Consider the following 24,070-nt stretch of genomic DNA (forward strand, 5'->3'; position numbering starts at 1 on the left):
CGCTCTCAATTTAGAAATCAGAATCATTGATAGTGAGCTGATAGTTTGTCAACCCATACTCACCTGCTTCAAAATCTCTACTCGTTATCTCCCAAGAATCATCATCAATACGAGGGATTTGATAACCCAATCCGTTATCAGTTCGCACGATTGACAATGATTTCAACGAATTAGAGGGCTGGGGATTAACTCCAATTATTCCATCTTCCAATATCTTCACAGATATGCGGGAAGCTATGGAAGGAAGTGAGTCAATCAATTGACTGCCTAATTCTTCGGAGGTTACGAAAGAAAAGGTTATTTCCGATGATGTTTGATTATTGATATAATAGTGGGCAGTACCTGCTGGTTCAAAACAACAGATTGTTGTTGCTTCTTCTTCATGGCAAGCTGATAGCAGAGCTCCCATCAGTGTGATTATAACTACGTATCTCATGGATTGAATTTATTTTAGAGTTTTCATCCACAGAGACACACCAACCCTCTATTCGGTTGTAACCTTTGTACATATCCATGATATAGGGGAATGTATAAGGGAAAGTCCCGTTGCCCCAAAGATAAGTGGTCGAGTCATGCTTTTTCAATGCTTCCTACATTATTGCGAAGAATAGACCAACTCATCGTTGACTCAATTTACTGCACAAATAATTTCTAGCGCTACTTCTTCCCCTACTACAATGCTGCCATCATCCCCTACCTTATAGTCTGTTCTATCCAATGTCAAAGCCCCTTTAAAAACACCATCTGTGAAACCAAAAGGTATTTCAACTTCGTGGGATATCCCCCGCATAGTCAAAGTCCCAGATACTAGATAGCCTTCAGGTTTCTTCGCTATCTTCTTTGATCTGAAACAAATTACAGGAAACTTTTCTACATAAAAGAAATCTTCACTCCTAAGGTGTTCATCTCTTTTTTGATTATCGGTATTCACGGTATTGGCCTCAATACATACATCAAATGATCCATTTGATGGTGCTTTAGAATCAAACGAAATAGATCCTTTCATACCAGTAAAAGTCCCTTCTACTGTATTGAACCCAAAATTTGAAATCTCAAACTTTACACTCGACTTGATTCCATTGATGGTATGTTGACTCGATATTGTTTGTATGCCTAAAAAGAGGCCCAAAATACTTAGAATTAGTTTGCTCATATTTTCCTATTTGTTGTGTTAAGTATACAAACATCCTGAGAAAATATTCTCTAAACATTCACCTAGGTTAATAAATGAAATTTGATTCAAGATCTTGCCCATTCACCCCTTATTCTGCTCAATGCTTGCGGTGTGATGCCCAAATAAGAAGCAATCATTTTTTGAGGAACTCTCGATAGTAGGTCTGGATATACATCTATGAAGTATTGGTATCTTTCCCAAGCAGAAGAACTCATTTGCATAATCACACGGTTTTGCAAAACACCGACTCGCTTAAGTGCTTTTACCAACCCGTATTTTAGATCTTCAAGTGACAACTCATCTATAGACCGTCGAATGGGCACTATTTCTGAATCTTCCAACACATCTATAAACAACCTCGTACTGGTTTGGCTTGATGCAGCATGTATATCACCAATAATCCAACCTTCGGGTGCAAACATAAAAATATGTTCCTTGCCCTTTTGGTCGATCATATAACTTCTCAGCAACCCTTTGACAACAGCATAAGATTGAGCTTGGCTTTTTCCCGCCATCTGCAAAATCTCTCCTTTTTTAACACGTATCGGAGTTTCATTGAATGGGTATGAATTCATTTCGATTTACACATTGTGGTCAACCCACAAGAAAAGTAGTAGATCTTGTGCGTTGACACTTGGTTTAGCAAAAAAGCTAAATATACAAAAAACCATAGGCCCAGTACGAACCAGGCTATGAATGATACATGTTGTCATCGACAATAGTTGCGTCGCCTGCCCTTTTTTAAGTCGTACCTACATGAAGAGCTCTCAAAAATTTGAGTTGAGCGCACTCCCTGTGACAAGTCACTAGGTGTCGGACTTGTCGCTTCTCGGTGGTTAGGTGCAGGGCCGAATCGAAACAATTGATCCCCACCTGCGGGAGGGTCAAGCCACATCGTCAAGTCGGGGTTCGACCCCTTCAAACGGGCCTCAGTCATACATGGCCATTTGACGAAAAATTTTGAGTGCCCCATTGTTCTGTCTACGCCATATTTTAAGTGTCTTGCCTGTGTTCACCCCCGAATACTCATTCATTCGCCAAACGGCAATGTGGCTTCCATACTCAAGGACATACCCATTTAGTTCGATGATTTTGTCCGTTCTATTTTGGAGCTTTTCAAAAACGGGCAGTTCATTGACGTGTTGGTCGAGATAAGTATCCAGCTCTTCTTTCCCTTCATAAATCGGATTGTTGCTATAAATGAACATCCCATCCTCGGTAAAAAACTGAGCCCACAGCTTGGCATCTTTTTGTGGGATTGTCTCCACCATCAGCAAATTGAGTGCCGCCAACTCCAGTGTGATGTCACTGTTGACAGGAAGGTGTGGTTGATAGGCCATGATTACAGCCGGCACATCCTCAAAACGCAACTGATCTGCAAAATCCACAGCATGATTGTAGTTCCACGCTTGCGAGATTAGTTTCATCTCCCCATTGCTTGCCCTCTGCCAGACATCCTGGTATTTGCCTGCCAACTCGAATTGGCGTAGCTGCGGATCTGTCATTTTCAGGTTGAAATACCCCAATTCAATGAGTACATTGTCAATACTTAGAATCTCAATTGCCTCTCTTTGGTAGGACTGAATGTCAAACTTGTCAAAAAAAGCTTGGTAGTAGTCGGAGCTATTCTTCTTGCCCAAAACAGTCCGTTGAAACTCAGGCATTAGCCTTACCTCTTCCGAAGAAGCTTTGAGAAGTGCATCAATGTCTTCGTTTCGAAATGCCTGTGAGAAACCAGCTCGAAACCCCTCTAGGAAAGAAGCCGTCTGCGCATCCACCACTTGAGCCACAGAAGAAAAGAAAAAAGCATTGAAACAGATCAATAAAAGAAAAGCTTTGGAGAGAGAAGGGACAGGCATTTTGATTGGTTTTTGGAATGGTTTCTATTCGTAGTACATATGTATCTAAAGGTAGTACCAGAATCACAAAAAGTTAAAGTGTCGCTAGAATTAATTTACAGGCCGAGGCTAGAAAACTAAATGGATGAGCCAATTCGACATAGACAAAACCTAAAGGCGCCATACGAGTAGCGGATTATCAAGGACTTATTTACCGAGGGGAGATAGACCTTTTAAAAAAATATAGCGGTTTAAGATAGTCCTCAAACCGCTATTGCATTTATACATTGTTGGCAGTTGTTTTTTGTCGGCTAGTTTTCCTGCTCAAAAAATCGTTTGTTCATTGTGGTAATTACCGTTTCAATTCCATCTTTTTACAACCACTCATATGCTGTTGTAGCTAGATTGCCAGCGACTCTTGGTATCCGCTAAGACCTAAAATGAAGAAGGGCGTTCGCCCGTTGTTGGTATTGTTCCCATGGCAGCTGGTCTACCCGAAAATTACAAAAGGCAGCGCACATTTCAGTTTACCCGAGACGTACCGACCAACTAGGAGAATCCCAAAGTACTCAACACCAAGATAGGAGACTACCTGACTGTGGCGAGAAAGTATCGTGAAAGTGTGACTGGTACCTCGGGAGTATCACAAACGAGGAATCCCGTGATTTTACCGTTTCGCTGGATTTTCTAATGCTAGGAAAGCAATACAAAGCCTACGTCTATGTAGGGGGCAAAGACACAGATGTTGATTTAGCTGGATCATTGAGCCTCAGCAACTATAGCTACCAGATATTAAAGAAGCGTTAATTAGGTTTTTCAGTAACGCGTACTGTTCAAAACCCGACCTTAGTCACGTCGGGTTTTTTTGTTGTGTATGACAATTATGTCAGCGACGCAGAGCGGTTTGATAGGTTAGGAATTGTTTGTCAGTTGTTTATGTTTTGTTTTAGATAAAGAGAGAATAGACTTCTATTTGACATTTGGGAAATGGTCTTGATTTTAATTCATTGCTTCATTTTGAGTCCCCCCGATAGCCTATATCTTTAGGCTGCTAAAACTAAAATTATGAAACTAAAAACACTATTTGCCATCGTCGTACTGATGATGGCCGGCCTCAGTACGTGGGCCACTACTCAAAACCCATTTGCTCGACAAAGCATTAGTCTCAATGGCCAATGGAGCTACATCATCGATCCCTACGAAAACGGCTTTTACAACTATAGACGACAGGCTTTCGACCAAAGTGATTCGGGTGCTGGCGGATACTATGACAACAAGGTGCCTGCACACCCCAATGAACTGATCGAGTATGATTTCGAACATGCAGCAGTGATGGATGTCCCTGGGGATTGGAATTCGCAAGTACCAGAACTGGAGTTTTACGAGGGTAGCGTATGGCTGTTTAAATCTTTCGAGGCAAGCCCTCAGACGGACAAAGTATACAAACTCTACTTCGGTGCGGTCAACTACGAGGCGCATGTCTATTGCAACGGCAAGAAAGTAGGAATGCACAAAGGCGGATTCACGCCTTTTGAGTTTGATGTGACGGACCTGTTGGTAGACGGGGACAATTTCGTCGTACTCAAAGTAGACAATACCCGTCATCAGGACGAAGTGCCTACGGTCAACACGGACTGGTGGAACTATGGTGGGATCACCCGCGATGTATTGCTTTTGGACCTCCCAAAACAACACGTAGCTGACTATGTCCTACAACTCAACCCACAAAACAACCGCGAGATCCAAGGCTCTGTGACGGTAGCAGGGGGGCAAGCAGGAGACAAAGCGCAAGTAGCCATCCCAGAACTTCGCATCAACAAGGAGGTGACGCTAGACAAGGACGGGAAAGGTAGCTATGCTGTCGCTGCTAAGAAGGTGAAGTATTGGAGCCCAGAGAGTCCAAAACTGTATGAGGTACAAGTGTCCTACGGACAGGATGTAGTCCAGGATCAGATCGGTTTTCGTAGCATAGTGACAGCGGGCAAGGATATCCTGCTCAATGGCAAATCGATATTTCTCAAAGGAATTTCTATCCATGATGAAAATCCGCTGATAGAGGGTAGGTTGAGATCCGAAGGAGACATCCGCATGATGCTCCAGTGGGCGAAGGAACTAGGTTGCAATTTTGTCCGTCTGGCACACTACCCGCACAACGAAAAAATGGTGAGAATGGCAGAGCAAATGGGACTCATGGTATGGGCAGAGGTGCCAGTGTACTGGACGATCTCTTGGGAGAACAAAGAGACTTTTGCCAATGCCAAAAAGCAGTTGACAGACTTGATCGAGCGTGATATCAACCGAGCTGCTGTGATGATCTGGTCAGTGGGCAATGAGACGCCGGTCAATGCGCCGCGTCTGCAGTTCATGGGCGGACTAGTCGATCACGTGAGAGGCCTAGACGATACACGATTGGTCGCGGCAGCTCTGGAGCTAGAGACCGTAGACGGTGTGATGAGCTGTCACGATCCACTGGCGGAGAAGATTGATTTGATCAGTTTCAACGAGTATGCGGGCTGGTACAGCAGCCATGACTTGGATAAGCTGACGGATATCAAGTTCTCGTTTGATCAAGACAAACCGGTGTTTATCTCAGAGTTCGGCGCAGGGGCACAGCCAGGCTACTACAGTGCGGATCGTGTGCGCTGGTCGGAGGAGTATCAGGAGGATCTCTATATCAACCAACTCAAAATGCTGGAGCAGATCGATGGACTCAGAGGGATGACGCCTTGGATTCTAGTGGATTTCAAATCACCACGCAGACCACATGCCGTCTATCAGAACTTTTGGAATCGCAAAGGCCTCATCAGCGATACTGGCAAAAAGAAAAAGGCATTCGCTGTACTACAGCAATACTATGAAGGTAAGTAACCGCAGTAAATACTGAATCCTAGCGGCTGTTTCATTTCGGGTGAGGCAGCCGCTTTTTTGTGATAGGGTAGGGAGGTGCTGGACACTTGATGCCCCTCCTAACTTACCAACATGGAAGGGTCAGTTTACCTTTTTCTTTTTTGAACTAGCAAACACCCCATAGGTTACTTTGCTTCATCCCAATGGATCACTTCGTTATTCAGGATTCATTGTTTGGAATTCGTGATTGTTTTTTCATAAAACAACCACCTAGTTATAAATCATTGGAAGAAGAAAGGACCTGGTGGTGTGAGAGGCGCACTGGCGGTCATTTGACCGTCAGCCGTCTACTCAATTGTAGCCAGTTTTAATTCCACATCCCATTTGATTCAGTCAAAACAATAGGGTTTTTATCCGTAACCAGTATCGTCTGTTCGTGTTGAGTTACATATCCACCTTTATTTCCAATTAAAGTCCAACCGTCATTTAATTCTACAGCAATAGTTGATTTTGTAGAGATAAAAGTCTCAATAGCTACTGTTGTATTTTTTTTAAATCTTTCTCGGTTTGTTCTAACTCTATAATTTAAAATATTTTCAGGTGCTTCGTGTAAACTTCTTCCAACTCCGTGACCCGCTAAATTTTTAATCACTTTGAATCCAGATTTTTTTGCTTCAGTTTCTATTAAATAACCAATTTCAGAAATTTTTACTCCACCTTTGATATTGCTTATTGCTTTGTGTAAGATGTTTTTAGAGGCATTTACGAGGGGTTGGTGATTATGAATGTCTTTTCCAAGGACAAAAGAACCTCCATTGTCAGACCAAAAACCATTCAATTCAGCTGAAACATCAATATTTATTAAATCACCTTCTTTTAATATTTTATTCTTAGATGGAATTCCATGAGCGGCTTCTTCATTTACACTAATGCAAGTGAATCCAGGGAAATCATAAGTTTCATAAGGTGCTGATTTTGCTCCGTAGCTTTTTAAAATTTCACCACCATATTCGTCCAATTCTTTAGTAGACATCCCGACTTTAACATATTCTCGCATCAATTTTAGTGTAGTTCCAACAACTTCACTAACTTTTTTCATTCCTATTAATTCAGACTCTTTTGTTATTGACATCTTATGTTTGTTTTAATTGGCTACAACAACCGGATAGGTGACATGGTGTTACATATCCGCAATGTATCTTTAACTAAAATAGTAGATTTTTTATGGTTGCCAAACCTTTGACTGCTGCATGGGGGTAAATTTCTGTGGTTCGTAACGAATTATGCCCCAGCAAGGTCTGAATGTAGCGCAAGCCTGTGCTAGACTCTAGCAAATGCCCGAAAAAGTAAAGGGGAAAGGAAACTATGAGGCTTGCAAATTTTAGCTATTGAAGCTGCTTTTGCAAACGATTCCCCCTGCAGCCTACGAGAAGGTTTCTGGGCACTCGGATTTGTCCCTGACGCGGGAAGGAAACTGTGACGCTAAATACTGCCCTGTAGGCTGCAGAAAGGGGCTGTTTTTGTCTTTTCAAAAACCCGTGCAGGTTCGTCTCAAAGTCTGCACGGGTTTGACCTAAAGTCTGCGCAGATTCGGAGCAAAGTCTGCGCAGGTTTGGCCTAAAGTCTGCGCGGGTTCGGAGCAAAATCTGCGCAGGTTCAGAGCAAAGTCTGCGCGGGTTTTCTAGCAAACCTGTACAGGTTTAGCATAAAGTCACAGCAGGTTTGTGGCAAAGTATCAGTAGGCTTGGGACAAAGTCTGCGCAGACAGATCAAAAGAGGTGTCTATAAAAATCTGAAATCCATATTATACGTAGATGCTCCTCTTGAGCTCAACGAGTATGCCGCCCCTCTGACTCCTCTGGTCGTAGCGGACGCTACGACCAGAGGATATTCGCTATATGCATTGTTAGCAAATTTTTACTCCAATCTTGAAAAGTTAAGCTCTATGCGTTGTCCTGGACTTTTTGAAGTTAATGTCATTTTATTAGACCCAAAGTCAGAAATCTTATATTTGATTTGTCCAAGTTTTGGATCAGATATTCCGACAGTTATTGTAGTAAGCACGTCATTCTTAGAATCAAGTTTCCATTTAAGATCTCCTTGAGGACCATTACCAAAATCTATTTTAAAGGTTTTGTCAGGGTAAATATGGTAGGTTTGTGTTTTAGCATCTTCAACTGCTTCTCTAATAACATTTGGTGAAGCTCCCTTCCATACGAATTTTGCGTCAACAACTTTCCATGTTCCAATAAGTTTATCGTTTGAAACAGACTCACTACATGAGGAAAGTATTGTTATCGTTATAATGAAAAGTATGTATAATTTCGTCTTCATTCTATTTTATGTTTGCTAACGACTCTGTATGAATCGTGGCTCTTGGTGAAGATAGTACTTCGAGTTCAAAATAGCCAAATCTCTGATTTGGTCTATTCCTTTTTTGATTCCATAGTGCTAATCTGAGATATGGCGGGGCTTCCAGAATGCAGTGAACTTTCTTTTACTACTGAACCGCCATGATTTGATTACAGAATGTTAGCATCTTTTCATTCCAGATTGACTGTGATTTCAGTGTTTAGTTCGTTCGCTCCATAAAATTTACCTTTGACAATTGGGATGTCAAACTCAACTTTTTTTCCAGTTCCCTCGCTCCAGAATTCGATAAAAATTGAGAAGCCACTTATATCGCTTAAGGTCTTGGCAAAATTACTGCTCCATAAATTGATTTCTTTTCCATCTTGAATAACTCTGTTCTTATCATTTGTTGCTCGGAGTTCAATTGTTGGTGTCCAATACCAAGGAAGGTCTTCTTTACTTTGTTGGTTAGTCGCAACGAAAGTAATTGAGCTAACAACTCCTTCAAGTGTCGATAGATAAAGAGTTGAAATAGTCAACCCATTACGCCCAGAATGTTCGTGGCAATATGCCGCAAACATGTGAATTTTGCTGTTCGGAATGTCAACTGTGTAATAGGTTTCATTGAATTTCAAGAAAGGTTCATCAGAATCGTAGCTAAAAAGCTCTCCGTAGTTTTCTGCACCGCAACACCCATATTCCACTGCATGATAGTAATTGGTAGCGAATCTTAAGTCGTCATAATATTTCGTTGCTTCCCAAAAGGGTTTTGTTGGATCGGTAGTTTCTGCATATATGACCGTGGGAATTTTTTCTGCACCAGTAAAAGTTCGCTCGACAATTTTTCTGATCGTACCATATTTGAAATGACGATGGAAGGTTACATTTCTTGATAGTTCAACTTTGTCGCCAGTTATTGGATCGTTGAAGACTCTGAAATACGCCTCAGTTTCATTAGAAATTGATGGATTAAATGATTCTTGTTTCGCAAGATTTTCAAATTTCAAAATACCTTCGATATTAGCTTTATCAATACTCGTTAGTTTGTCATCAACATTTGAATTAGTTGGTTGATACCAGAATTTTGTGTTAAAGTATTCAGTTAGGTCTTGAGAGTTAAATATGTAGCCATACCTTGCGAAAATTTCATTTCTCATTATCCTGAGTTCGTTCGCGGACTTACCCTTCAGAACAAATTCAGGAATTGGCTGTTGGTCTGGTGTTTGTCCAAACGACACTAATTGAATTGTTAAAATGAGCAGTAAGAGAGTTATTTTCTTCATGCAGTAAAATTGACGCTATCGTCTGCGTATGGCGATGTGCCCACACAATTTGATTAAGGCAGAAAGATAGCCGATCCGCGCACAACCACAAAAGCCTGTTTGACCATTAGCCTAGGTTTGGACTGCTGCGGAAACCACGAATGCCAGCCTGTCGGCTGACAGGCGTTATCGGTATTCTAGAGATTCCGCAAGGAGCGGCGGTGCTGATTCTGGCATTGATTCGAGAAGCTCGCAAGGGCATTCGTACCTACACCATGTTAGTCGTATTTATTTTCCACGTATTCCAGCAATGAGGCATGCAATTCCTATGATCAAAAATAGATATGAGATTGTGTTATCAGTTTCTCTTGCATCATTTATCTGCCGTAAAGTGATGTAATCTCGTTGTTTAGTTGATAGCGTTACGACTTCCCACTTATCATTCTGGTGTTCTTTAAAGACCTGAAGCGTCAGTTTAGAAGCGATTGATTCATTTTCTTTAAATGATTCGAAGTTGAATATTGAATAGGGGTTGGACTTTATCGCGAATGTTGTTGGCTGACCTATCAGGTTAAACTCAAAAGAGTAACTCTTTTTAGACCCACCGTGAGATTTTTTTACTAATTCAGCGGCTAGTTGGCCTTCGATTGTACGAAGTTCACTTAGGGTTATATCTTCATTGGATGTGTACCAAAACCAAACAAAGAATAGCAGGGATAAGAATCCACATCCGTAGTAAATAAAGTCTCTGGATTTCTTTGTTTTAGGTTTCCGCTGTTTCATTTTGGCATGAGTTACGACTAACGCCCGCATATAGCGATGTGCCCATGCGGATTCTAAAAGCACTAAAGTAGCCGAATCACTCCAAACCGCCAAAGCCAGTCTGGTCGCTCAGTCTCACAGGCGCCTATCGGCATACGAATGACCATTCCTCGGCATTCTACCGCTTCCCGAGTGAATCGGCGGAGCATGTTATGGCATTGATTCGGTCACACAGCTATGGGCATGCGCTATATGCATTGTTAGGTATTTTTTTCTTCCATTCGGTTCAGAAAATGATTGTTGATTCGTTTTGCTGCAAATTGAACTCCCAGTGTCATAAATAGAGCATCTATAGCCACTGTAAATGCAATTACTCCATAGATTGCTTCGTCAAATCCCGAAGTTGATTCGAAACTGACGTAGTACCATAATGCCCAGAGTTCACAGATAACTGCCCAAAGAGTTAAGAAGATAATTAGTTTGATTTTTTCGGCTTTGTTGAAATGTCGACCAAAGTTTTTAGTGAAGTTCCAGCATATTGGAGTTAGGGTAGCATAAACGATTAGAAATAGCCCGAACATTCCTAGTCGTTTTCCTGGTGCAATTGCGTCCAACACGAAACCAAATGTTAGCCAAAATACTGGTAGTACTAAAGAATATAGAAATAGGTTTGGTGTTTTAGATGATTCGTTCATGTTCAAGTTTAATAATGCCTAACGTCCGCGTATGGCGATGTGCCCACACGGTCTGATAAAGTACTAAAGTAGCCGAATCGCGACAAACTACAAAAGTCCGTTTCGCCATTCCTGTTGATTGAGGCTGCTTGACCCACGAATGACCATTCCTCGGTATTCTATTGATTCTGAGCGAAGCGGCGGTGCTGATTCCCGCACACCATTGGTCACGCAGCATGGGCATTCGCTATCACGCTATGTTAGAGCCCGTTTATTTTCGTCTTGCTTATTCGTTCGTTGGAGTTTAACCGTGCCAGATTCTGTAGTTGACCACCTTGCCTTCTTCAAGTTCCAATACTAATGATCCAGTGTCTATCCAATGTCTTGACATTCCCAGATAGTATCTTAGTTCAGAATTGCTCCTACCCGAGGGTTGACCAAGAAGTTCAATTACCTGTTCGCTTGACATTCCAATGAGTTCGAAGTTCGTGGTTAGGCTATGAGTCATGTCCCATCTTAAAGAGGCGCTTGCTTCCGTATCTTCCCAGTTCTTCCAAAGTTCGGAGTTGAATTCGGTTCTGTTCTTGAAGTTCTCAATTTCAGGACTAAATACGAAGTATGCAACATATCCAAGGTAACCGATGATACCAATAGAAAATAAAACGGCTAAAAGTTTGATTATCCTCATGACCTTACGAGTTGCTCTGATGGGCTCTAACAACCGGATATGTGACACCATGTCACATATCCGCATTATATTTTTTTAATTCTTTTTCTTATCAAAGCCTGCTCTATTCAATGAATCTGATGTGAAGCATGCTTTGAACTGTAATGGAAAGTAAAATAGGGTAATAGATCGAAAGTGGCAAGACGAACGAGGTGCTGATACCTCCAAAAACCTGACGGAGCACCAATTCAGATCCGATATAGCCCTAAAAACCTGACGGGAGACCAATCCAGATCTGATATCGCCCCAAAAACCTGACTGAGCACCAATCCAGATCTGATATTGCTCCAAAAACCTGACTGAGCACCAATTCAGATCCGATATAGCCCCAAAAACCTGACAGAGCACCAGTTCATATTCCATATCGCTTCAAAAATCTGACGGAACAGCGATCTGGATAGTGAAGCGCGTCTAAAATACATTTTTAGGACTAGGAGGGGGTTCGCCACAGAAAACGGCGGGTTCACCACAAAAAGTTGCTGTTTTTTTTCGCAATGAGATTATTTGTGAAAAAAAGGAAATGAAACAGCACACTATTTATCTCATCTTTTTACTCACCACCCCTTTGCTGTCCTGGGCTCAGAGTATTTCACCACATACGCTCTCTAGCGCTAATGCGTCTACTGTTGGATCTTCGGCTATGCTGAGCTGGACAGTAGGGCAAACTGTCTCCTACAGCGCTGGTGATGATAATGTACTGATATCGGGTATTCACCAGCCAATACCGAGTCTAGTCATGGAGGTGTTAGAAGTTATCAATAGCGCTCACACGACGATAGAAGTCTACCCTAACCCTACAGTGGATTTTGTCCAGATAAAAGAAGGGAACAATGAAGTGACAAGCGTGAGTATATACAGCCTTGATGGCAGAGAACGCTATGAGTTTGACGACTGGAAGTCGAACCTAGAGGGTAGGATAGATTTTACCGAAATGGCAGTGGGGGTCTATGTCCTCATAGTCAGAACTGACCAACATATATACGAACACAAAATCATTAAGAAATAGAATTTTCATAAATCATAATCACATAATCATGAATAGATTATTTACACTAATAACAATCTTCCTATTGGCGCTGGGATCTGTAGCTGTCGCCCAGACTTCTCAGAGTCTGGATTATCAAGGGATCTTAAGAAATGCTGAGGGGGAGTCTATAGCCAATAAGTCTGTCGAGGTTAGGTTCACTCTTTTGTCAGGTGGTGAAACTGGCAGTACAGTGTACGCGGAGGAGCATACCATTAGCACGAATGCCCATGGTCTGATTCAGGCCAAAGTCGGGAAAGGTGCTGCTCTTTCTGGTGTGTTTTCAGCCATAGATTGGAGTTTAGCCAATTACTTTTTGAAGGTAGAGGTTGATCTCGGTAGTGGATACGAAGATTTTGGCACAGCCGAACTATCAGCTGTGCCCTATGCGCTGTATGGTGAGGATGCTGATGCTGATGTGACCAACGAACTTCAAAGTCTTTCACTCACTGGATCAGTATTAGAAATAAGTGATGGAAACGCTGTTGATTTGGGTTCTTTAGGTGCAAACACCGATGATCAAACGCTTGCCTTAGATGGGACGGAACTATCTATTTCTGATGGGAATACCATCGATCTAAGTAGCCTTCAGGATGGTACAGGGACAGACAGCCAAACGATGAGTCTTTCAGATCATACGCTCACACTTGAAAATGGAGGTGAGGTTGATCTTTCTGGGTATTTGGATAACAAAGATGAGCAAAACTTGAGTTTGGAGGGTGGTAGCTTATCCATATCAGGAGGAAATTCTGTCGATTTGGGAGTCCTTGGTGCAAATACAGACGATCAAGCCATTCGACTTGATGGAACCACACTTACATTAGAAGATGGCGGTACGGTCGATCTTTCGGCCTTCATGGATGATACAGATACCAATACGCAGCTTTCCGAAACAGAGGTGGACGCTTTTGTAGCCAACAATGGATACCTCACATCAGCGTCAGACGATCAAGCGATAAGTCTGGAGGGAAATATTCTTACCCTTGAGGATGGCGGTACGGTGGATCTTTCGGCCTTCATGGATGATACAGATACCAATACGCAGCTTTCCGAAACAGAGGTGGACGCTTTTGTAGCCAACAATGGATACCTGACATCAGCGTCAGACGATCAAGCAATAAGTCTGGAGGGAAATATTCTTACCCTTGAGGATGGCGGTACGGTTGATCTTTCGGCCTTCATGGATGACACAGATGCTCAGGACTTGGCCGACGTGCTTGGAAATGGAGCTGATGCCAATGAAACTACCATCACCAACTTAGCTGATCCGCTAAGTGCCCAAGATGCGGCTACTAAAAACTATGTAGACAGCCATGACCTAGGCGCTTTCTCAGAAACAGCCGATGTGATCTCCGCTGGAGATACAAATGATAATTTTGTGTTCGGCTCTAGCCAACTCGCAGATGACAATACTACGAGTGACGACAATAGCCGCATGTTTTTTGACAAAGGCAAAGCAGCCTTTAGGGCAGGATCAGCGAGTGCAGATCAATGGGATGATGCCCATGTAGGCAATCACTCGGTCGCACTAGGTGCCGACAATACCGCTAGTCAATATGCTACTGCAGCGATAGGAAATAACAATGAAGCCACTGCCAGTGGAGCCATCGCTATCGGTACTGATGCGAGGGCGACGGAAGAATACGCCATCGCAATAGGTCAATACAATAATGCGAGTGGATTAAATTCAATCGCAATGGGGTATACGACTACCGCATCTGGATCAAACGCTACTTCTATTGGGTACCATACCACTGCTCGATCTGAAAGTGAGCTTGCGGTAGGTGCCTACAATACCGACTACATACCTGCAGGAGATGATACCGATAGAGCATTCGTCATTGGAAATGGGGAATCTGGAGCAAAATCTGATGCATTTACAGTGTATAAAAGTGGAGATGCTTTATTAGATGGTAATTTGTCTCTCGATGATCCGACGGAGGATGCACATGCTGTAACCAAAAGTTATGTAGATACGCAGGTCGCTGGTGCCAATACCAATGCAGAGGGTGATTTTGAAATTGCCAAAGCAGCTACAGAAGTAGTTGATGTAGATCAGCCGACATCTATCGGTAATAGCGTTTCTACAGATTTTGGGCAATCATTCATCGTTAATAATTTAGGTGAATTAACACGAATTGAATTTCAGCTGACTCAAATGGACCCTAATTCAGATTTTACCATTTCGGTTTATAAAGGTGAAGGATATGGAGGATCTCAGCTTATTTCAGAAGCCGTTACATTGGCTTACAATCCTGAAGTATCATCGCATCAATTTTCTACTCCTATCTCGGTAGAACCTGGCAGTACTTTTACATTTAGAGTAGTGGCTGGTGAAGATGCCATTATAAGGGCTGGAAGTGCAGCCGCTAATGTATATGATGATGGCGCCATGTACCATAACGGTACTATACAGCCAGCAAATGACATTAAGTTTAAAACATACGTGAAGACGCCTGCAATAGCCGGATTACTGGTCGATGATAATTTCAATGTGGGAATTGGCACAAAATCACCTCACGCAAGTGCAGCATTGGATATATCATCTACAGAAAAGGGTCTCCTCATTCCTAGAATGACCGCTGCAGAACGAGATGCGATATCCTCACCAGCCACAGGGTTATTGGTTTACAATACAGAGGATAATGAAATCAATAAGTACAATGGATCAGCTTGGGTAGGCGAAACGGTAGATACGGATACGGATGAGCAAAACTTGAGCAATGTACTTAGTCAAGGTGCCAATGCCGGGGGTGTTGCCATCACGAATCTGGCTGATCCAAGCAATGCGCAAGATGCAGCGACTAAAGCGTACGTGGATCAAAATTTACAGTCATACGATTCCCAAGGCAATATCAACTTCGAAGTGTTGGATTACGCAGGGTCATCATCATTAAGCGCGCACTTCAATCCTTCTAATTATAATGCTCAGCTACCAGTAGAAACGAAAATAGGCCAGTCGTTTACGGCCGAAAGCTCAGGTGTGTTAACCAGAGTAAGAATGAAGTATGCCGTTCAAAACAATTCGCAGGGTACCTATACTTTAACGATCAGAAGCGGACAGTCATTATCAGGTACTGTTCTTTATACCGCCACGATCAACCCCTCAACCTCCAATCAATTGGTGACAGCCGATGTGACATTGTCGGAGGAGGTGAACATAGTGGCCGGTCAAAAATATACAATCAGTATCGCCATCTCGGATACATCCTATAAAATATACATGATAGCAAATTCTGGAGATGAATATTCAGGTGGTATAGCTATGGGCAACGTTACGGGTAATTTTACATATGGTGACAATTACTTTCAAACCTATGTGATAGGGAAGGATGAACCCAAAACCGCTATTCACGCCAATAATGAAAACGTAGGGATATTTACAGACACGCCAGATGCGAGTGCTGTGCTCGAAGTTAGCTCTACCACAGGGGGATTCTTGCTACCTAGAATGACGACAACAGAGCGTGATGAGATAGCATCTCCTGCTGATGGTCTGATGATATACAACACAACAACAAGCAAGTTTCAGGGAAGAGCAGGTGGTGCTTGGGTAGACTTAAATTAAATAAAAGTACATATTCTACTCACTGATTAAAGAAACCAGTCGTTTATGACTGGTTTTTATTTATTTTGGAATCCATGAAAAATAGTTTGATTTTATTCGCTCTTTCTTTTTTGAGTTCACTTGCGTCACCTGCACAGTATTTGGGTGTTTCTAACCTCCAGGGACTACCCCCTATGGTCCGTTATTCGTCCAAAGATTTCAATAAGGCTAGTTCTTCTATTTGGGCTGCTATGCAGTCGGACAATGGAATGATCTATGCGGCATCCAATACAGGTTTAATAGAATTTGACGGGGAGCAATGGCGCTTTGTGGTGTCAATAGTTTTTCAGGATTTCAGGAAAAACGCAGAGGGGAGAATTTATACTGGTGGATACAATGAAATTGGCTATTTGAATAGAAATGAAAAAGGTAATACGGAGTTTGTATCCCTAACTGACCAAATACCAGATAGTACTTTTGTTACGCTCATTCGCGATGTGCAGATCATTGATCATTTGGTTTACTTCATTAGCCATGAGTACGTTTTTGAATACAACGAGAAAACCGAAGAGATTAGGGCATTTGGGATGGAGGCAAGGCTTTATCCTTCATTTGTTTATCAAGATGAGTTAATAATAAATGTGTCGGGTGTAGGATTGCATGTTTATCAAGATGATTCATTGATACTCATGCAACATGGGGCGTATTGGGCAGATAAACATATTGCTGATTTTGTAGTCGGAGATACAGGTGAACTTATTACTCTTTCTTCAAAAACAGGAGCGCACGCATATACCCCAACTGGAGGGTCTCAAATCGAACTTTTCGACCACTCCTACCTTAGAGACAATGTCTTGTTCGATGCAGAACGCTTAACTAATGGCAACTATGCACTTAGCTTTTTGACGGGAGGGTTTGTGATTGCGGATTCAGACATGCAGCCGCTCATTATCCTAGATCAAAAAGCAGGAAGTAATAATCAGGTGCACGATGTATTCGAGGACAATCAAGGAGACTTATGGATATCGACCAATAATGGCTTGGTTTACCTGAATCTTTCATCTCCCATCTCTCATATAGGCAAAGGCCAGGGTTTGGATGGAGTGGTGGTGTATGATACGAAAAAGCACAAAGATGAATGGTACGTAACTGGGTACTCTGGGACTTTCTATAGAAAGGACCAGGGAAAGGGAGACCTGTTCAATGCAGAGGATAGATTCTTTACTAAAATCGACAATTCTGAAATCGGAGGGACGAGACTATTGGAGACTGGGGGCGCTTTGTTTTCACTTCACACCAGAAAGAAGGGGGAAATAGTTGATCATAAGTTTATCCCATTATTAGAAAATCCCAACACTTATCACGCCATGGGAACAGTGGATGAGAAAAATCAAGTCATACTCACCTCTAGAGTTACCGGGAATGAACTGGAAGTTTTTAGCGTTAAGGCTGGAAGATGGAAACATCAAAGTTCTATAGTAAATGAATTACTTCCTCGGGTACTTAGTGGTGCCATGGTGTTTGAGGATAAACTTAGGTTTTACTATGACTTGAGTGCAGATTTTAAACTTGCTCGATTTAGGCTTGCCGAAAGCCTTCAGGAGGTAGTGGAGGTGGAAATTCTCAATGGTGAACTAGGCTTGCCAGATGTGATCTGGCAGGTGTTTGAGATGGAGGGTAGTCTGTTTATTGGCGGATCGGATGGTTTGTATCGATATGATTCAGATCAAGATTTGTTTAGTAAAGATTCCCGTTTTGGAGAGTTTTTCGATGATAAGGGCTTGTTTTTCTTAACGAAGGAGGATGACACTAGCTATTGGTACCAGACCGCTAGTTTGGATTTGGGGCACTTGACTATTTTGCCTGACGGTACGATAATAAATGATCAGGAGATTTTTGCAGCCCTCAGCCCAGGGAGTATCACAGATAATCTAGAAATGCTGGCGCCAAATAAGCTTGGAATCGGTAGTCTGGATGGGTTGTATGTTGTAGATGGGACGAAAAAAGAAGATCATACTTTTCATTATCAGCCAATCATCAGAGAGGTGAACATTGCGCTACAGGATTCTATAATTGCTTCTAATATAGAGCATCAAATCGGGAGAGAGGAAATACTTGAGATTCCCTATGAGTTCAATTCTTTAAATTTTAAGTATGCAGTGCCGTATTTCAAAGGCGTATCAGAACTGCTGTACATGACCAAGCTGGAGGGCTTTGATGATGATTGGTCTCAGTGGGAAGAATCTGATGCAAGGAGGTATACTAATATACCTGAAGGTACGTATGAGTTTTCGGTCCGAGCAAAGAATGTCTTTGGTCATGAGAGTGGTGTTACTTCTTATAGATTCAAGATAGGCCCTCCTTGGTATTTGACCGCTGGAGCATTTGTGCTTTATGTGTTACTGCTAATTTTGGTGATTTATCTTATTGTCTATTGGAATTCTCGCAGGCTGAGAAAGGAAAACCTTAAGTTGGAAGGAATCATTGACGAAAGAACTTCAGAAATTCGTGATCAAAAAGAGACGATCGAAAAGGCTTTGGTAGAGCGAGAGTCGCTACTCAAAGAAATCCACCATCGTGTCAAAAACAATCTCCAGATCATTGCTTCTCTGCTCTACCTACAGTCTGGAAAATTCGAAGATGAGGATTTCAAAAAAGTGCTGGAAGAGGGACAGGGCAGAGTTCGTTCGATGGCTTTGATTCATCAAAAACTATACGAAAATGACGATTTGAAGAGCATTCCTTTTGGGGAGTACCTGCAAGAGTTGGTGGGAGAAATCAGGGCTTCATTTGGTATGAAAAACGTGCAGCTAAATATAAAAGCTGATAATGTGTTTTTTGATGTGGATACGGCAGTTCCTCTTGGTCTGATAGTTAATGAAATTGCGACTAATGCATTTAAATATGCTTTTGATGAAAAAGGAACTGGATCGTTCAGCATTTTTCTGTCTAAGGAAAATGGAACCTATATTCTCAATATCAAAGATGATGGGAAAGGGCTTCCTAGCGAGATTGATATTCGGAAGACCAAGTCTCTGGGGTTACGGTTGGTTCGAATGCTCAGCCAGCAATTGGAAGGGGAGTTTAACTTTGAGACCCATAATGGAACGAGCTTTAAACTAGAATTTGCGGCCTGATGAGTAAAATCAAAATACTGATAGTAGAAGATGAGATGATCATCGCAGAATCCATTTCCGATATGCTAGAAGAGCTGGGGTACGAAGTGACGGAGATCTGTATCAGAGCAACAGAAGCTTTGAAAGCAATAGAAAGGGAGATGCCAGATTTGGCACTTTTTGATATTCAACTCAAAGGTGAGGAAACGGGGCTGTGGTTGGCCGAACAAATCAGGGAGAGAAGGGATTTTCCGTTTGTTTTTCTAACCTCCTATGGAGATAAAAAAACCATCGATCAGGCAGTCAACCTTTCCCCTTATGGCTACTTACTCAAACCCGTAGAAAAAGGGCATTTGTATAGTGCTGTGGAGGTCGCTATCAAAATATTCACAGAACAAGCAGGGGACGAGGAGAGTGAAATGGTGGTGGTTCGTGATAGTTTTTTTGTCAAGGAAGACTATCAATATGTCAAAATCAGCCTAGATGACATCTGCTACCTCAAATCGGACAATAATTATTTGGAGATATATACCCCTACAAAACGGCATATTATACGCTCTACTTTAAAAGATTTTTTGTCTCAAATAGGGGATAAAAAATTTATCCAGGTACATCGATCCTATGTAGTGAATGCTCTTAAAATAGATTCATTCAATAGCTCCACGGTGCAGGTAGGGGCTTATGAGGTGCCGATGGTCAAAAAATATAAAGATGTACTTGTCAAAGTGTTTAATACAATTGCTTGATGTAGTATCAATTTTGATTGTTATTAGTACTTCTATCATGTAGATCACGGTTGCTACCCACTTCCCAAACTCAGCAGGAAACATCCTAGGTCAACTCCCCAAATACAAAAAGACGTGCTTGTCACTAAAAGCAACTAGAGATCCCAGTAACAATGTTTCCGTTTGTCTTATTCTTCCTTTTATCAATCATCTGCTGGTCACTCGCTTAAGAGTCGTCTTCAATTGTTCTCACACTTGAGTTCATTAGACAAGCTATTATGATTTTATAAAATTTTCTAAATCAGTGATTGTGATGTGGTCACGAATGTGGGTACCATAGTGAGCGGTATGTATCTTTTGATCGGTATCAATCAAAAAATCTGCGGGTATCAGTGTCATTGTTGATTTGTCCTTGGTTTTGGGTACCTCGATGGTAGCGCCTTCTTTCATTGCACTGACCGCCCCACTCTGAAAGAAAGTTTTCATCATTTTGAGGGCTGATGCTTCGATACCATATTGACCATATACTTGTTTTTTGGGGTCGCCAATGAGCGGTATCGGCGAAGCTTTCTTGTGCAAGAGGCTACTATTCAGCACCTCGGCAGAACTCTCAAAAAATAAAATCATGTGAAGTCCCATTTTTTCTAGCTCCTCACGGCGTTTGGATAGATCTCTGACGCGTAGATTACAAAACGGACAACTCACATCCCTAAAAAAGCTAAGCAAGACGCGTTTGCCTCTGTAGTCTGCCAGCGAAACGGGATTACCATAAATATCTTGAACTTTAAAATCAGGTGCGATTTGTCCTTGGTGTAATTTCATATTTGCCTTATAAGATTGAAAAATAGTGTCGCTCCACAGAATAATATGGAGTTATGCTGATTCAACCCTATCTTTCGGCGAATAGTTCCAATACTGGATTAATTACTCAAGCCTGTAACAGGAGCAATGTGATGGTGAGGTATTATTGATCGTTCTCATAGATCAGCTTGCCATGCTCGTCCCATTCACGGATAATGTAGGGGACGAAATCCTCATCGAAAGGGTCTTTAGAATAGATAATTTCACGTTTTCGACGATTGCGCTGATCATAGTATTCACGCCAGATGCCGACACGATGATCAAACTGATATTCGCCATAAGCAGCCAAGTTGCCACTCTCATGAAAGGCGTAGTAGTTGCCTTCCTTCTCGCCGTAGTGCACAGGGATGATCTCTTCGATCTGGCGCTCTTCGCGGTTATGATAAGATACAAGGGACTCTTTGGGCCATCCCTTGTAGTATTTTTCTTTGTTTTGAAGGATGTTGTGTTTGTTCCATTCGGACCATCGACCATGCTTGACCCCCATGTAAAACACCCCTTCTTCTAGGATTTGATCTCCTAGCATTTTCTTATAAGGGCCATGTAGTATGCCTGCATTTCCTTCATCTATCTTTCTGGAATTAACGATTTTCCTTCGCCTAAAGTCATACCAATATACATCTCGTACATAAGGTACTGGTTCTTCATACACTTTGAGATAGAAGAACAATTCCAACACTACATTATCTCCGAATCCAGTACGTGTATACCCTTTTCTAGTCTTCTTTCCATAGAAGACTTTACGCTTCGGTTTTTTCTTTTTGAGCTCGATTTCTCGATCTTCTTCCTCAGCGTCTAGATCTACCGTCAGTGGTACTTCGTACTCATTTTCGGTTTGGAGCAGTTCGTCATCACTACCGTACTCCTGAGATAGGGCGGGTAGCGACAGCCCAGTCACGCACAGTGCTGTGGCTAGTAATTTCGTATGTAGCGCATTCCATCTCATATATGCGATATTAATCAAAAAGAGGCTATTACAAAAGCCTATCCCGCAGATCACCTGATTTGGCGAAACTACGACATGTGTTTTGCAACAGCCTCTTCTCTTTATTTCAATTTGCCTAGAAGCGCCTGCTTAGTTGGCGCTCAGCTCTACAGATCTGTTAATGAACTGTGTAAGGGCTTCCCCCTCTAATAATCCCTGTGACAACAAGGCCAAATCATAAGCCTGACGCGCTAGTTTCTCCTTAGCGTCCTCTTGGTCGCTACCGAGTACTTTGGCTACCAGTGGGTGGTTGGCATTGATCGCTACGTTGTACTGATCAGGCATATCTCCCATCATCATCATGCCACCACCACCTTGGCGCTGCATATCCTTCATGCGTCGCATGAACTCTGGCATGGTCACGATGACTGGCATTTCATCAGAAGCCAACGACTCCACCGCTACCGTAGAGTTCTTGTCATTGATCGCTTTCTCAAAGATCGTTTTCGCCTTCTCTTTGTCGTCATCTGACAATACAGATTCGATTTTCTCGTCTTTGTTGATCAGCTTGTCTACTGTCTCAGCGTCTACACGCTTGAGCTGAGTCTTCTCTAGCTTGTGTTCTAATGTACCAATGAAGTGCGAATCTAACTGGCCATCCATCTTCAGTACATCATAAGACTTCTTCTTGATAGACTGGATGAAAGTGTGCTGCTTCGCTGGATCAGTCGAGTAGAGGTAGACGAGGTTGTCATCTTTGTCTTTCTGTAGTGCTTCGGTTTTGGTTTTGTACTCATCGAAGTTGAAGAATTCACCATCTACGTTTTCTAGCAATGCAAAGTCTTTCGCTTTGTCGTAAAACTTCTCATCACTCAGCATTCCGTACTTTACGAATAATCCGATATCAGACCATTTTTTCTCGTACTCTGCTCTATCTTTTTTGTAAAGCTCACCCAGTTTATCGGCTACTTTCTTCGTGATGTATGAATTGATTTTCTTCACGTTACCATCTGCTTGCAAGAAGCTTCTCGATACGTTGAGTGGAATATCTGGTGAATCAATCACCCCATGCAGCAACATCAAAAACTCAGGCACAACATCTTTTACTTCGTCCGTGATGAATACCTGACGAGAGTACAGCTGAATTTTGTTCTTTTGCATCTCGAAATCATTCTTCACCTTAGGGAAGTAAAGAATCCCCGTCAGGTTGAACGGGTAGTCCACATTCAGATGGATCCAAAACAAAGGCTCCTCAGAGAAAGGATATAGTTCTCTATAAAAAGCCAAGTAATCCTCATCGGTCAGATCCGATGGAGATTTGGTCCATAGTGGCGCAGGATTGTTGACGATATTGTCTTCTTTGACCGTCTTGTATTTAGGCTTGTCCTCATCGTCCTTGCCATCTTCTACTTGCTTGTCTTTCTCGCCGAATTTCACTTCGATAGGCAAGAATTTACAATATTTGTCTAAGATTCCCTGTAGTCTCGCTTCGTTCAAGAACTCTGCTGAGTCCTCCATATTGACATGCAAGATGATGTCCGTACCACGCTCAGTTCTGTCTCCTTCACTGATTTCGAACTCTGTAGAGCCATCACATATCCATCGAGCAGGCTCAGAACCTTCTACGTGAGATAGTGAATTGATCTCGACTTTTTCTGCCACCATAAAGGCCGAGTAAAACCCTAGCCCAAAGTGACCGATGATTTGCTGCTCATCGCCTTTGTCCTTGTATTTCTCTACGAACTCAGTGGCTCCAGAAAATGCGATCTGGTTGATGTACTTCTTGATATCCTCAGCAGTCATACCGATACCACGGTCGCTGATAGTAATGGTCTTGGCTGCTTCGTCAAAGCTAACCTCCACTCTCAAATCTCCCAGCTCACCTTTGAACTCGCCGATTCCAGAAAGTTGCTTCAACTTCTGCGATGCATCGACAGCATTTGAAACCAACTCTCTCAAAAAGATCTCGTGATCCGAGTATAGGAACTTCTTGATGATTGGAAAAATATTCTCGGTGTGAATCGAAATATTACCTTTCTCTTGCATGATGTATTTATGTTTTACTATTTGATTAAAACTAAAAATTATAATCCCCCTGTGGCAAAACTCATTCCAAAGCGCAAAGCCCGACGATCTGTGACAGGATGACAGAAAACAAAAGCAAGAGTGTCAGTGATCTGTCAAATTCAACATCTACTGAGGGTGGATTTGGTCTAGTTTTTTGGAAATAAAAAAT

The 24,070-nt window shown here is 42.2% G+C and carries 18 protein-coding genes and 1 pseudogene; 6 read left to right on the plus strand and 13 right to left on the minus strand.

Annotation, left to right across the window (positions count from 1 at the left end):
- Window positions 1–10: 10 nt before the first annotated feature.
- From BGP76_RS01660 to BGP76_RS01675, 4 genes are all read right to left on the minus strand, one after another.
- A complete protein-coding gene (locus BGP76_RS01660; protein WP_147407344.1) occupies window positions 11–436 on the minus strand; it encodes a hypothetical protein in 426 nt (141 codons plus the stop codon).
- Between the two features lie 192 nt (window positions 437–628).
- Window positions 629–1,153: a YceI family protein gene (locus BGP76_RS01665; protein WP_119843372.1), complete on the minus strand. Its 525-nt coding sequence runs from the start codon at window positions 1,151–1,153 to the stop codon at window positions 629–631.
- Between the two features lie 86 nt (window positions 1,154–1,239).
- Window positions 1,240–1,749 carry a Crp/Fnr family transcriptional regulator gene (locus tag BGP76_RS01670; RefSeq protein ID WP_119843373.1) on the minus strand — a complete coding sequence of 170 codons (510 nt, stop codon included), beginning with the start codon at window positions 1,747–1,749 and terminating at the stop codon, window positions 1,240–1,242.
- Between the two features lie 354 nt (window positions 1,750–2,103).
- Window positions 2,104–3,033 (minus strand): DUF4440 domain-containing protein, encoded by a 930-nt coding sequence (locus BGP76_RS01675; protein WP_119843374.1) that lies wholly within the window; start codon window positions 3,031–3,033, stop codon window positions 2,104–2,106.
- A 615-nt stretch (window positions 3,034–3,648) separates the two neighbouring features.
- Between BGP76_RS01675 and BGP76_RS01680 the strand changes: the two are divergent.
- A pseudogene (locus BGP76_RS01680) lies at window positions 3,649–3,819 on the plus strand (glycoside hydrolase family 97 C-terminal domain-containing protein); the annotation flags it as partial.
- 258 nt (window positions 3,820–4,077) lie between these two features.
- Window positions 4,078–5,880 carry a glycoside hydrolase family 2 protein gene (locus tag BGP76_RS01685; RefSeq protein ID WP_119843376.1) on the plus strand — a complete coding sequence of 601 codons (1,803 nt, stop codon included), beginning with the start codon at window positions 4,078–4,080 and terminating at the stop codon, window positions 5,878–5,880.
- A gap of 346 nt (window positions 5,881–6,226) precedes the next feature.
- On the opposite strand, the gene map is transcribed toward BGP76_RS01685, so the two are convergent.
- The 6 genes from map to BGP76_RS01720 form a co-directional block, all read right to left on the minus strand.
- A complete protein-coding gene (gene map / locus BGP76_RS01690) occupies window positions 6,227–6,991 on the minus strand; it encodes a type I methionyl aminopeptidase (protein WP_073119849.1) in 765 nt (254 codons plus the stop codon).
- A 785-nt stretch (window positions 6,992–7,776) separates the two neighbouring features.
- Window positions 7,777–8,193, minus strand: a complete 417-nt coding sequence (locus tag BGP76_RS01700) for a hypothetical protein (protein WP_119843378.1) — start codon at window positions 8,191–8,193, stop codon at window positions 7,777–7,779.
- Between the two features lie 209 nt (window positions 8,194–8,402).
- The gene (locus tag BGP76_RS01705; RefSeq protein ID WP_119843379.1) at window positions 8,403–9,494 is read right to left on the minus strand and encodes a YARHG domain-containing protein; all 1,092 of its coding nucleotides are present in this window, start codon (window positions 9,492–9,494) and stop codon (window positions 8,403–8,405) included.
- A gap of 267 nt (window positions 9,495–9,761) precedes the next feature.
- Window positions 9,762–10,256 (minus strand): hypothetical protein, encoded by a 495-nt coding sequence (locus BGP76_RS01710; RefSeq protein ID WP_147407345.1) that lies wholly within the window; start codon window positions 10,254–10,256, stop codon window positions 9,762–9,764.
- A 239-nt stretch (window positions 10,257–10,495) separates the two neighbouring features.
- Window positions 10,496–10,930 (minus strand): hypothetical protein, encoded by a 435-nt coding sequence (locus tag BGP76_RS01715; protein ID WP_119843381.1) that lies wholly within the window; start codon window positions 10,928–10,930, stop codon window positions 10,496–10,498.
- Window positions 10,931–11,213: 283 nt separating this feature from the next.
- Window positions 11,214–11,597 (minus strand): hypothetical protein, encoded by a 384-nt coding sequence (locus BGP76_RS01720; RefSeq protein ID WP_143520027.1) that lies wholly within the window; start codon window positions 11,595–11,597, stop codon window positions 11,214–11,216.
- Window positions 11,598–12,156: 559 nt separating this feature from the next.
- Here BGP76_RS01720 and BGP76_RS01725 point away from each other — a divergent pair.
- The 4 genes from BGP76_RS01725 (at window position 12,157) to BGP76_RS01740 (ending at window position 20,069) form a co-directional block, all read left to right on the plus strand.
- Window positions 12,157–12,642 carry a T9SS type A sorting domain-containing protein gene (locus BGP76_RS01725; protein WP_119843383.1) on the plus strand — a complete coding sequence of 162 codons (486 nt, stop codon included), beginning with the start codon at window positions 12,157–12,159 and terminating at the stop codon, window positions 12,640–12,642.
- A gap of 28 nt (window positions 12,643–12,670) precedes the next feature.
- Window positions 12,671–16,228 carry a DUF4082 domain-containing protein gene (locus tag BGP76_RS01730; RefSeq protein WP_119843384.1) on the plus strand — a complete coding sequence of 1,186 codons (3,558 nt, stop codon included), beginning with the start codon at window positions 12,671–12,673 and terminating at the stop codon, window positions 16,226–16,228.
- A gap of 74 nt (window positions 16,229–16,302) precedes the next feature.
- Complete coding sequence (locus BGP76_RS01735; protein ID WP_119843385.1) at window positions 16,303–19,344, plus strand: histidine kinase dimerization/phosphoacceptor domain -containing protein; 3,042 nt, start codon at window positions 16,303–16,305, stop codon at window positions 19,342–19,344.
- Entirely contained in the window at window positions 19,344–20,069 is a 726-nt protein-coding gene (locus BGP76_RS01740; protein ID WP_119843386.1) for a LytTR family DNA-binding domain-containing protein, read from the plus strand. The genes BGP76_RS01735 and BGP76_RS01740 overlap by 1 nt, the downstream gene beginning before the upstream one ends.
- A 255-nt stretch (window positions 20,070–20,324) precedes the next feature.
- Here BGP76_RS01740 and BGP76_RS01745 read toward each other — a convergent pair whose 3' ends face one another.
- From BGP76_RS01745 to htpG, 3 genes are all read right to left on the minus strand, one after another.
- Window positions 20,325–20,870 carry a peroxiredoxin-like family protein gene (locus BGP76_RS01745; RefSeq protein ID WP_119843387.1) on the minus strand — a complete coding sequence of 182 codons (546 nt, stop codon included), beginning with the start codon at window positions 20,868–20,870 and terminating at the stop codon, window positions 20,325–20,327.
- A 142-nt stretch (window positions 20,871–21,012) separates the two neighbouring features.
- A complete protein-coding gene (locus BGP76_RS01750; protein WP_255416028.1) occupies window positions 21,013–21,873 on the minus strand; it encodes a toxin-antitoxin system YwqK family antitoxin in 861 nt (286 codons plus the stop codon).
- Window positions 21,874–21,984: 111 nt separating this feature from the next.
- Window positions 21,985–23,880: a molecular chaperone HtpG gene (gene htpG / locus BGP76_RS01755; RefSeq protein ID WP_119843388.1), complete on the minus strand. Its 1,896-nt coding sequence runs from the start codon at window positions 23,878–23,880 to the stop codon at window positions 21,985–21,987.
- Window positions 23,881–24,070 lie beyond the last annotated feature (190 nt).

It is taken from the genome of Reichenbachiella sp. MSK19-1, assembly GCF_003590315.1.
GTDB lineage: Bacteria > Bacteroidota > Bacteroidia > Cytophagales > Cyclobacteriaceae > Reichenbachiella > Reichenbachiella agariperforans.